This is a genomic window from Fluviicola taffensis DSM 16823, from assembly GCF_000194605.1.
GTDB lineage: Bacteria > Bacteroidota > Bacteroidia > Flavobacteriales_D > Crocinitomicaceae > Fluviicola > Fluviicola taffensis.
In genome coordinates, this window is sequence record NC_015321.1 from 803,562 (window position 1) to 817,245 (window position 13,684).

4 protein-coding genes are annotated in these 13,684 nt (G+C 38.5%); all 4 read right to left on the reverse strand.

From position 1 onward, the window contains the following. Nucleotides 1-50: 50 nt before the first annotated feature. On the reverse strand, nucleotides 51-4,262 hold the full coding sequence (locus FLUTA_RS03535) for a T9SS type A sorting domain-containing protein (RefSeq protein ID WP_013685477.1): 4,212 nt from the start codon (nucleotides 4,260-4,262) through the stop codon (nucleotides 51-53). A 245-nt stretch (nucleotides 4,263-4,507) separates the two neighbouring features. Further along, the gene (locus FLUTA_RS03540; RefSeq protein ID WP_013685478.1) at nucleotides 4,508-5,572 is read right to left on the reverse strand and encodes a PorV/PorQ family protein; all 1,065 of its coding nucleotides are present in this window, start codon (nucleotides 5,570-5,572) and stop codon (nucleotides 4,508-4,510) included. A 22-nt stretch (nucleotides 5,573-5,594) separates the two neighbouring features. Beyond that, nucleotides 5,595-9,779: a T9SS type A sorting domain-containing protein gene (locus FLUTA_RS03545; protein ID WP_013685479.1), complete on the reverse strand. Its 4,185-nt coding sequence runs from the start codon at nucleotides 9,777-9,779 to the stop codon at nucleotides 5,595-5,597. An 18-nt stretch (nucleotides 9,780-9,797) separates the two neighbouring features. Next, a complete protein-coding gene (locus tag FLUTA_RS03550) occupies nucleotides 9,798-13,589 on the reverse strand; it encodes a TonB-dependent receptor (protein ID WP_013685480.1) in 3,792 nt (1,263 codons plus the stop codon). Nucleotides 13,590-13,684: the final 95 nt, after the last annotated feature.

Consider the following 13,684-nt stretch of genomic DNA (forward strand, 5'->3'; position numbering starts at 1 on the left):
TTTAACTTGTTTTTTAAGCCAAATAGGATCATTCTATTTAACAGAATTGATTAAATAGTTTCTAAATCGACTTGTCTCATTCCACCAAAGAACTTAACAATACGTTCTCCAACTCCTGGAACATCCACATGAATCAAGTAAACTCCACTTGCAATTGGAACTCCGATAGAATTCTTCAAATCCCAGTCAATCGTTGTTACTGGATTGTCTTTCTTATACTGACGAATCATTTTTCCACTCACGTTGTAGATTGTTACCGTACACTGATCAGGTAAGTTCACAATTTTAACACGCGTATCAACTCTGTTTCGCTCGTATTCAGAAAATGCATAGTAAGGATTTGGAACGACATTGATTAAATCCAATGCGCTTGCCAAAGCATCTCTACTTCCTGTCGTGGTTTGTAAATCATTCATCGACCAAGAATACATTGGTTTTCCACCATTAAGTCCCGTTGCTGTAAAATCAGCATATTGCTTGTTTACTCGCAATTTCAATCGTGCTGTGGACTCCAAAACGCTATGACCTGGTGCTGTAATCGTGTTAGCAATCCACATCAAACTTGTATACAATTTCTTGTAGGAAGTATTTGTTGCTATTTGGAATTGATCGTAAACCCACGTGTTCGTGCCATCGTAATAAGGACAACCCTCATTGTTGATGTTTACTCCAAATACCCAAATCGGTTGGTTACCTCCATTTACATACAACCCATTTCCGTCTGTCTGTCTGCTTGATGGATTCCAAACCATGTCTGCTCCATTGTCTCCTCCTAAGAACGAATTCTCTCCAAAAGCCATGTGCAAACGTGCGCCTGTTTCCAAATCAATTGCATAACCTGGGAACCAACCCATACCTGTAGTTGGAGTTCCGTCAGGATTTCCATTCTTGTCTACTGATGCGGATGCCCGAGGACGACCTGGTAAACCTCCTCCTTGATTCAAATTCGCATCGCGACCTAGTTCTACAACCACACAACGAGTCCATTTTGTCTTATCTGGAGTCATAACGATATCTACGCTAGGTAACGATTTGATCGATGCATTAGTACGAGCAATCGGTATTCCTCCATAATTTGTCGGATAAGCCAATGGCATGAAATCACATTGGTAACCTGTCAACTTGTGTGGACCTACTCCCCCACCCAATAATTTGTTGTACTTCTCCTTTGGATCAAGACCTATCTCATCGGAGAAACAACATGGATTCAAATAACTCGCGCCTCCCCAAGTATCACAATCTGTTGCTTGAACAGGGGCATAAGTCCCCGTTCGTAACCAGTTTCGTGGTGTCAAGGATGCATCATCTTCTACAAAATCCAACCACCGCTTTGTGGAATCTGAATACGAAATCGACGAAGACAAGGGATCTGTGTACAAATAAAAAGCTGAATTAGGTGCTACAGGGTAGTAGTACTTATCTTGGAAAATCTCAATCGAAACTCCCCATTTGGGAACTACCTGCTCATTCCCTTGTTTAATCGTTACATCAGATGTTACGGAATCCAATAAATTACCCCCTTCTGTATCATACCTGTTAATAACCCAACTAGATGTGTCAATTCCTTTAATCTCGGTAATTCCATTTCCTGAAACACCAACATAATTACGGAATTTACACTCAAAGTAACCGCCTACAACATTCAAGGGATCAACAACTTTCACATTGATTGGACCGCCATTGTAGTCATACTCCAATTTATCTTTGAAGCCATTAGCTACAATCGCATCCTCAGATGCTGTTGTTAATTCCAAGGATCTAGAACCATTTCCTGTTCCGTCTAGACGCGTAATACGTGGCGTTTGACCATAGATAGAATTTGCTATAGATCCGCCCGCTTCTGGTGCTATCTTATGAGGAACCGCTGGAATTCCTTGCAACGTAGATCCATCTGCATTAATACGTGAACGTAAGTATGGTTTTTTCTGCCCATCTAAATATTGGGCATCACTTGGATCATATGCTTTATAACTATTGTAACCATAAGCTACTGCGATATAGTAATACGTTTTAAAGTTAACTAAGCGGCGATCTCCTGCAGCAAATAAATCCTCTGTAACTCTAAAGGTATGCTTGATCCCTGCATCAGTACCATTTACTTTCTCTACTGGGAATGAATAACCTAGTTGCTCATCAAATTCAAAGTTAATCAAGCGTTTTACTCCATTTTTAATATCACACTGTGCTACTAAACGTGCAAACTGATCATCATCCAAATCTGTAATACCTACCTGAGCATCTTTCAATTGATAAATTTGGTAACCTTCAAATCGATAGTCTTTGTCGTAAATAATTGGATTGCCATTTGGCAAGGTATCTCCAGGTCCATTAGGATCAACGATTCCAATTAAATCTGTCTCGGTATATCCCTCCTTGAAATTATTGGACGTATTTGGATTATCTAACATGATAATCAACTCATTCCCCATTTCTTGGAAAGTCATTACAGGTGCTGTTGGTGGTTCCAAGATACGGAAACACAAATCAAACAATGCTTGTGCTTTTGTATCTGCCGTTTTTAGAGCATTCACGGAAGAGAAAATCTGTCCCTGAAAGCTTCTTCCATAAACAATCCCTACCGTAATGTTATTTACCGCTCCTGGTTTTAAAGTAAATGGTCCTGCTGACTGTACAAAACGACGGTCACCAGATGGGTTTGATGTTGAATTCAATCCACATGGCTCAAATTCAGACCAGCTCGCTCCTGGATCTTGACCCTCTGTTGCCCAATGCAAAGTATCTGAATCTGCTGGGAACATATAATTTGTTCGGATTGTTGAAGAAACACATGGAGCGCCTGGGAAACCTGTACCTCCATAATACAATGGATCTCCTAACTGCCACAATCCTTGCATATAATTGTAATACTGAACAGAAGATGTTGGATCTGCTTGCCCTATTGGTGCAAGATTCCCTGTATAAATCGTAAAGTTACGCATACCGTAGCGCTCATTATCAGCAATTCCATCACCATAACCTAGTCCAAGTCCTCTGTAAACGATACCCGTATCCAATAATGCCTGAGATACAGTTGGACTAACCCATTTATTTGAAATAGAGTCAAATACAGGCCCCACATTATCTCGCCCATCTGCATCTTGATAAGGACCTTCGAAAAAGTCAACACCAATTGCCGGAGGATTTTGTCCAAAACCTGGACGACCTCCATTTGGTTCGTCAAGCAAATCACCATTATACATGTAACTCAATCCACGTGTTACATCACAACCAGCATAATCATCTGCATTATTTCCTAAATCTGCATCAATGTATTGGGAGAAGTAAGTATTATACAAGGTTTGTGTACCTCGGTTGATCAACTCGTAGTTATAGAAAGTCATTTTATTGATCTCATCATCTGTTGCAAATGCAAAAGCCTGAGCATGAATTTCCATTCCAATTGGTTCACCCTGTGATTCCGTATGACTATTTCCTTGGTCATTAAATACCCACCAATTGGTAACGTCACCAAACAAGGTAACACGTCTATCCGCTCCACATTGAACGTCATTACGTCCTAAGATATCATCGTACCAAGGATATTCACCATCTGAAGGCTCATAAACAAAGTCATCATCTAAATCCTTGAAAGGAGCCAAAAATTGATCTTCACCTAAACTTGCATTTCCATTTCCTGGCCATGCATTGATTTGAGCCAAGGTTTCATTGGATGGTTCTGGACAATCACCCGTCGTACATTCATTCCAAACAATAAATCCGATTACTCCAGCTTTAGTAATTGTGAAAATGTTGTCATACAAGAGACAGCTTTCTGGTGTAATCGCACCAACACCAGAATTACGTGTTGTAGCATCACCTTGAGGAACATTCGGATTGAAATTACCAGTCCCAAAATTCACTGTTAACGGACCAGGCCAAAAATCATTTCCTTCGTTTCGGAATTTAACTGCCGCCAATTTTAGTTGACCATTAATGTTTTTCCCTCCCATCCACAATGCTCCAGCATAAATTACTGTAACAGCTGTTTCACTTCCTTTTTTCTTAGGAACAGTATAAGTAGCAAGGTTATTTGATCGGTCTAAGAACAACAAACCTCCAGTTTCCAAACGACAACTAACGTCGTTAAAATCCATTACTTTGCTGTAATTAGCAGGTGCACAATTGGCAGCCTTTGTTGTTACTGTGGGCTTCGGTTTACCACCTGATTTCCCACTTTTCTCAAAATCATAATTGTATGCGCTGGCTTCGCCAACGAAACACATCGTAATTGCAAGAGATAAGTATTTAAATGTTCGTTTCATAGTAATATTTTTTACTTGGAAATTAATTTGCCCCCCTTTAAAATATTAAGTTCACATGTAAAGAATGGGTTAGATTCTCTCATATTATGATGAACGCAAACAATGGAAAAATGGTTGGTGAAATTCAAGATAATTCGTCTAAATATATGCAAGCTAAAATAGAGGTCTGTGCAAGTTGAGTCAAAAAAAAACAGGAGAGTCAAATTGACTCTCCTGTTTCAAATAAAAATATTAATCTAATGAGCTTATTTAATGCTAATAGTAGCTCCAAATGTATGAATTACTCCAAATACTCCAGCCAATCTCATTGCGTACTCCAATCCCAAAGCCGATTTATTTTTACCAACTAAAGCGTCAGCAGAGAAACCTGCCGTTAAACCAGTCAATGCATTTGAACGATTTTCTGTTTTGAAAATTCCTTTCTCTGCAATATAACCCGCACGAATATTGAATGCTACTCTATTTAATGTCATTCCATAATCTAAACCTAAACGGTATTGATCTTTTTGGAATGAATTAGCTGTAAATGCTGCACTTAGAATTAACTTATTCTTTTCATTCATATTGAAATCATAAGATCCTCCAATATTCAATAAAGAAGGTAATTCATAGGTTGCAGAACGTTGCTCCAAAGTTGCAATACCACCAGTAGCCAAAATATTAACTTGATCTGATAGCCCATCACCTTTATACTTCATTACAGGACCAACATTCTTTAGAGCAATTCCAAATTTAATTTGGTCTTGCTCACCAGTAACATATCGGATACCAGCATCGAATGCAACTCCAGTAGCTCTCAAATTCGAAATACTTTCAGAAATAACCTTGAAGTTAACTCCTCCATAAATACTCGAGGAAAAGCTATGAGCAAATCCAACATTAAATATGTTCATTCTCGGAGAGAAAGTACCTTGATTTCCATCTGGTAAATCCACAGTCGTTATCAGATTATCTCCAAAATTCATAGATTGAATTGAGACTGCTATAACTGAAGAAGCTGAAATTCTTTGTGCGACACCTGCTGCATTTAATGCAATACCAGCACTGCCCATCCAGTTTGTTCTGTTAAACTTAATCTGCGTTTTATCAGTAAATGCTAAACCCGCTATATTGGTAAATGTTGCTTCTAAACCATTAACATGAGAAACACCTGCATCCCCAATAGCAAGACTTCTTGCCCATGGATTAACCAATAGTTGTGTCGCACCTGCCGAACCAACACGATCTTCGTTTCCAGCGAATACACTGGAGTAGCTCATCACTACTCCAGCCAATGCTGTACATCTTATAATATTATTAATCGATTTCATATGTTTTGCTTAACAGAATTGATTAAATAGTTTCTAAATCGACTTGTCTCATTCCACCAAAGAACTTAACAATACGTTCTCCAACTCCTGGAACATCCACATGAATCAAGTAAACTCCACTTGCAATTGGAACTCCGATAGAATTCTTCAAATCCCAGTCAATCGTTGTTACTGGATTGTCTTTCTTATACTGACGAATCATTTTTCCACTCACGTTGTAGATTGTTACCGTACACTGATCTGGTAGGTTTACAATTTTAACACGCGTATCAACTCTGTTTCGCTCGTATTCAGAAAATGCATAGTAAGGATTTGGAACAACATTGATTAAATCCAATGCGCTTGCCAAAGCATCTCTACTTCCTGTCGTGGTTTGTAAATCATTCATCGACCAAGAATACATTGGTTTACCTCCATTAAGTCCCGTTGCTGTAAAATCAGCATATTGCTTGTTTACTCGCAATTTCAATCGTGCTGTGGACTCCAAAACGCTATGACCTGGTGCTGTAATCGTGTTAGCAATCCACATCAAACTTGTATACAATTTCTTGTAGGAAGTATTTGTTGCTATTTGGAATTGATCGTAAACCCACGTGTTCGTGCCATCGTAATAAGGACAACCCTCATTGTTGATGTTTACTCCAAATACCCAAATCGGTTGGTTACCTCCATTTACATACAACCCATTTCCGTCTGTCTGTCTGCTTGATGGATTCCAAACCATGTCTGCTCCATTGTCTCCTCCTAAGAACGAATTCTCTCCAAAAGCCATGTGCAAACGTGCGCCTGTTTCCAAATCAATTGCATAACCTGGGAACCAACCCATACCTGTAGTTGGAGTTCCGTCAGGATTTCCATTCTTGTCTACTGATGCGGATGCCCGAGGACGACCTGGTAAACCTCCTCCTTGATTCAAATTCGCATCGCGACCTAGTTCTACAACCACACAACGAGTCCATTTTGTCTTATCTGGAGTCATAACGATATCTACGCTAGGTAACGATTTGATCGATGCATTAGTACGAGCAATCGGTATTCCTCCATAATTTGTCGGATAAGCCAATGGCATGAAATCACATTGATAACCTGTCAACTTGTGTGGACCTACTCCGCCACCCAATAATTTGTTGTACTTCTCCTTTGGATCAAGACCTATCTCATCTTGGAAACAACATGGATTCAAATAAGTCGCGCCTCCCCAAGTATCACAATCTGTTGCTTGAACAGGGGCATAAGTCCCCGTTCTTAACCAGTTTCGTGGTGTCAAGGATGCATCATCTTCTACAAAATCCAACCACCGCTTTGTGGAATCTGAATACGAAATCGACGAAGACAAGGGATCTGTGTACAAATAAAAAGCTGAATTAGGTGCTACAGGGTAGTAGTACTTATCTTGGAAAATCTCAATCGAAACTCCCCATTTGGGAACTACCTGCTCATTCCCTTGTTTAATCGTTACATCCGATGTTACGGAATCCAATAAATTACCCCCTTCTGTATCATACCTGTTAATAACCCAACTAGATGTGTCAATTCCTTTAATCTCGGTAATTCCATTTCCTGAAACACCAACATAATTACGGAATTTACACTCAAAGTAACCGCCTACAACATTTAAGGGATCAACAACTTTCACATTGATTGGACCGCCATTGTAGTCATACTCCAATTTATCTTTGAAGCCATTAGCTACAATCGCATCCTCAGATGCTGTTGTTAATTCCAAGGATCTAGAACCATTTCCTGTTCCGTCTAGACGCGTAATACGTGGCGTTTGACCATAGATAGAATTTGCTATAGATCCGCCCGCTTCTGGTGCTATCTTATGAGGAACCGCTGGAACTCCTTGCAACGTAGATCCATCTGCATTAATACGTGAACGTAAGTATGGTTTTTTCTGCCCATCTAAATATTGGGCATCACTTGGATCATATGCTTTATAACTATTGTAACCATAAGCTACTGCGATATAGTAATACGTTTTAAAGTTAACTAAGCGGCGATCTCCTGCAGCAAATAAATCCTCTGTAACTCTAAAGGTATGCTTGATCCCTGCATCAGTACCATTTACTTTCTCTACTGGGAATGAATAACCTAGTTGCTCATCAAATTCAAAGTTAATCAAGCGTTTTACTCCATTTTTAATATCACACTGTGCTACTAAACGTGCAAACTGATCATCATCCAAATCTGTAATACCTACCTGAGCATCTTTCAATTGATAAATTTGGTAACCTTCAAATCGATAGAATTTATCATAAACAATTCCCCCTGTTGCTGGGTCAACGATACCAATTAAATCTTCTTCCGTATATTTTTCCTTGAAGTTATTGGATGTTTTTGGATTATCTAACATGATAATCAACTCATTCCCCATTTCTTGGAAAGTCATTACAGGTGCTGTTGGTGGTTCCAAGATACGGAAACACAAATCAAACAATGCTTGTGCTTTTGTATCTGCTGTTTTTAGAGCATTCACGGAAGAGAAAATCTGTCCCTGAAAGCTTCTCCCATAAACAATCCCTACCGTAATGTTATTTACCGCTCCTGGCGTTAAAGTAAACGGTCCTGCTGACTGTACAAAACGACGGTCACCAGATGGGTTTGATGTTGAATTCAATCCACATGGCTCAAATTCAGACCAGTTAAATCCTGGATCTTGACCCTCTGTTGCCCAATGTAAAGTATCTGAATCTGCTGGGAACATGTAATTTGTTTCGATTGAAGAAACACAAGGGGCTCCAGGGAAACCTGTACCACCATAATACAACTGGTCGCCAAATTGCCACAATCCTTGCATATAATTGTAAAACTGAACAGAAGATGTTGGATCAGATTGTCCTGCTGGTGCATTTTGACCCGTATAAATCGTAAAGTTACGCATACCGTAACGCTCATTATCTACAATAGTATCTCCATATCCAATACCTAATCCACGGTAAACAATCCCTTTATTAGCAATTGCACTAGAAACGGAAGGAATAACTAAAAGTCCCGTAGCTGGATTAACAACTGGTCCTGGATTATCTAATCCATCTGCATCTTGATAAGGACCTTCGAAAAAGTCAACACCAATTGCAGGAGGGTTTTGTCCAAAACCTGGACGACCAGCATTTGGTTCGTCGTTCAAGTCGCCATTATACATGTAGCTCAATCCACGTGTTACATCACAACCAGCATAATCATCATTGTAGTTACCTAAATCCGCATCAATGTATTGGGAGAAGTAAGTATCATACAACGTTTGTGTACCTCGGTTGATCAACTCGTAGTTATAGAAAGTCATTTTATTGATCTCATCATCTGTTGCAAATGCAAAAGCCTGAGCATGAATTTCCATTCCAATTGGTTCACCTTGTGATTCCGTATGAATATTTCCTTTATCATTAAATACCCACCAATTAGTAACGTCACCAAACAAAGTAACACGTCTATCCGCTCCACATTGAACGTCATTACGTCCTAAGATATCATCGTACCAAGGATATTCACCATCTGAAGGCTCATAAACAAAGTCATCATCTAGATCCTTGAAGGGAGCCAAAAATTGATCTTCACCTAAACTTGCATTTCCATTTCCTGGCCATGCATTGATTTGAGCCAAGGTTTCATTGGATGGAGCAGGGCAATCACCAGTCGTACATTCATTAAAAGTAATGAATCCAATTACTCCAGCTTTAGTAATGGTAAAAATGTTGTCATACAAGAGACATTCTTCTGGTATAATTGATCCAGCACCATAATCACGTCTAGCTGTATCACCTTGAGGAGCATTCGGATTGAAATTACCAGACCCAAAATTCACTGTTAACGGACCAGGCCAAAAATCATTTCCTTCGTTTCGGAATTTAACTGCCGCCAATTTTAGCTGACCATTAATATCTCGTCCTCCCATCCACAATGCTCCAGCATAAATTACTGTAACAGCTGTTTCACTTCCTTTTTTCTTAGGAACAGTATAAGTAGCGAGGTTATTTGATCGGTCTAAGAACAACAAACCTCCGGTTTCCAAACGACAACTAACGTCGTTAAAATCCATTACTTTGCTGTAATTAGCAGGTGCACAATTGGCAGCCTTTGTTGTTACTGTGGGCTTCGGTTTACCACCTGATTTCCCACTTTTCTCAAAATCATGATTATATGCGCTGGCTTCGCCAACGAAACACATCGTAATTGCAAGAGATAAGTATTTAAATGTTCGTTTCATACTTTAATTAATTTTTTCTTAGAAATCAAACTTAACCCCTAAACGTATAGTTCTAGGAATACTAATATTGTACGGGTTAGCTACTTTCATATTGTAGTAATCTCTAAAAGACTGTTCGTCCAATTGATTCTGAATAGATGTTTGGTATTGAGCCGCAGCTAAGTACCCATCATCGTTCCAGTTCCCTGTTGCTCTGTATGCACTAAGAACGTTCATTGTATTGAAAAGGTTGGTAACTCGAAGATAAACATTCAAATATGCTGATTTCTTCTTACCCTCTTTTCCGAAGTTCAAGCCAAAAGATCGATCTACTGTTAAATCCAATCGATACTGCCAAGGCAAACGAGATCCATTAACTGTTCCTGAAATACCTGAAGCATTTGGATTTTGTAATGCATCTCCTGTAATATTCGTTTGTGATGTATACGGAGATCCAGAATAAATATTTGTTACAAGATTTAAACCTGTATTTTCCAATATTTTAGCATCACCAATCATAGGTCCGTTATAATCCGCTCCTTCACCATAATGATAATCAAACGTAATAGCGAATGCATGACGTTGATCATATGAATAAGGGAAAACACTTCTCAAGTTTGGCAAACCTGCTGTTTGAAGACCTGTTAACAAACTTTGAGCTGAAGTTGCATCAGAACCTGTTCCGTCAGCAAACTGTAAGGTATAAGCCGCAGTCATACGTATATTTCCTGTTCTACGTAAATCATACGTAACTGTCAAACCTTTTACTGTACCAAAATCACGGTTTCCGTAAGTTCTATAAGTATTCGGGAATGCTTCAAACACATTCATTAATTGTACATTATTGCGTTGTTCACGGTAAAATGCAGAGATTTTTAATGACGATGTTTTTGTTAATACTTGTTGGAAACCAATTTCGTAATCAATTGTTTGCTCAGGCTTTAAGTTTGAGTTGTTGATTACGTTTGATCTAGACTGAATAAATTGATAATCAATTGGATTAAAACGATTACCACTTGTAGGTCTTTTTGTCAAGATATCATAATGTGCGAAGAAAGATGCCTCATCCGAAATTGGGAATGAAAATGCAATACGCGGCATCACATTAATTTGCGGTTTGTAATCTTCAAACACATTCGCGTTTACTTTTTTGCTCTTAAATGCAGCTGGATCTTTCAACCAAGGTGAAATACCAACAGCTCCTTTAATTAATTTAGGATCTTCAATCGCAATACCATTTGCATCATACCACTGATCACCATTACGGAAACCTTTAATAGAACCTGCATTAGAATAATCATCCACATATACAACATAGTCATCGCCCATTGTAGTTGGAATAACCATATTCGAATATTTAGCAGGGTCTGCATCAATCAAAGATTTAGCTTCACGCACGTTGTTTGCAGAGTAAACCAAATACTTATCTTTCAATACTGGTTGATTTGCATCGAATACATCCACACGTACACCTACGTTGAAGACGATATCTTTGAATGCAAATTTATCCATAATGTATCCAGAAATATATACAGGTTGGAAAGCTCCAATAAAACGTTTGTAATTCCCGTTTTCATCAAAGTCATTAAAATATTTTTCAATATCTGTATTTCCTTTAACTCTTTTACCTGTTTGATCATAACCATAGTAATTGATGTAGTTATTACCTTGATTAAACAATTCATCTGCGGAGAACATGTCTAAACTGAAAACACTTGGATCATACGCATCAATATTAATTAAATCTGTTCCCGCAGGATCAAATCCTAATTTCTTACGTAAATTGTAATCAAAGAAACCTTGTTGGTCACTGATACGCTCTCCTCCATATTCACCAGTTCCTGAAAGGAATGCATTACCAATATTCAAGCGATCATAGCTATATTGTTGGTAAGATCCAAAATCAACGATTGTAGGATTTGACAAATCCAATTCTTTAATATGACTATTCGCTTTCAAACGAGCCAAAGTCCATAATTGAATAGGACCAGTCAATGATGTATTTCCATCTCCCCAGCCTCTATCCCAGCGTTGCTCATATTCAAATCCTAATGAAATTGAATGGTCTCCAACGTTAACAGAACCTGATCCTGTGATACGGAACTGATCTTGTTCATTTCTTCCAAATGAATTATTAGGACTACCGATATTATTCCAAATTCCATATACTGCATCTGGAACATCCCCATTTCTTAGAGCACGACCACCAAGTACCTCATCTAATTTTCCATAATGTCCAACAGGATCATTTCGGAATGCTTCAAAGTAATTTGTTGTTATCGCTGCTAGAGCCGCATTTGTTTCAGAAGCTTGAAATTGAACTAAGTATTCTTCTGGAACGGCTGTTTGGTAGTAATTGTGATCTAAATTATTGAACTGATAGGTTGTTCTGTACAATCTATCAAACTTCCCAACATGTCCATAACTAAACAAATCAAACTTATGTTTTCTATCGTATTGTTCTGATTTAGTTTTTGAATAATCAACCATTAACGAGTAGAATGCTGATTTCACTTTAGAACTAGACCCCTCTTTATTATTAGAGAAACGTTGAGTGAATCTACCGTATACCCGATAATCTAATTGATTAAACACTCCATTGTTTGCAAAATTCAACAATGAATTACTATAACTATACTGATCACCAAATGAGTAATTCAATGAACCTCCAAAAGTTAAATTCACAGACGGCCCCGTGTTTATATCAATTTTTGCAGACGCAGAAAGGGATGAACGAGCAGCATTCATTCTCCATGCAGTTTTCTCAAAATCACCTGCTCTTAAATAATTTGCATTGTGAAAAGTTCCATTACCAGTAGCACTTGCTCTTACAGGATTTGACAACAAGTTATCTCTTGCTTCTTTTTTAATTCTATAAGAACCTCCGTATAAAGGACGATCATCCAATTCATTGGTGTAATTTACAGATAACAAGAATCCTAAAATAGGTTTTGTTTTCTTACCTGTTGAGTCTTTACGCATCAAAAGCGGTCCGGAAATCAAGCCTTCAACCAAGTTGTAACCGAACTTATCCAATCCAATCACTTTTCCATCATAACCATCTGGATCTTTTCCTTTAAAATAGAACCCTGAAGTCACTCCCTCAATCGAACCAAAATACTTAGCAGACGGACCTCTTGTTGTTACAGCGATAATACCACCAGTTACGTCACCGTAATTTGCTGGCAAACCTCCTGTAATAACAGAAACTTCTTCAATTGCTGATTTTGGCAAGTTAGAAGACCCTCGAACTTTGATACCATCAATGTAGAAATAAGTACCATCGGATCTAGATCCACGAACAGATATTTCATCTGATCCTTCTTTTGCGTTTACACCTCCAATGGTAGCTGCGGCACCTGCAGCAGTACGAATAGGCATTCTCGCAAAGTCCTCTCTAGTAACAGTTCCCCCAGAAGGACCACCATCTTTATTAATTAATGGAATCCTATAGGCTACAACTACTACTTCCTCGATGTCTTTTACATCGGAAGGAAGTCCAAGAGCAGTATTATCCAAGAAGGTAATTCTATCAGCATTTACAACAACACCTTTAATTGCCGTTGGCTGATAACCTTCACCTGGATTACTGATCTCAACATCATAGGAACCTGGAGACAACGCGTTAAGTTGAAACTTACCATCTGTATCAGTGGTAGTATTCGCCTTAACTGTTCCATTTTGCTTGACGACAACGATACAATCGTATATTGCCTCCTTGCTGTTCTTGTCAACAACACTTCCACGAACAGTTCCCAAACCTGATTGAGAATACCCGTAAGAGATTGTCAGTAAGATACTTGCAATTAACAAGTTGAGTTTACGTAACATAAGTACAGTTTAATTTTACATCATTTTTATTGTAACAAAGCGTGTAAATATAGTAATTTTCGATTTGTTAACATTTCCTAAAAAACTTTTCTTCA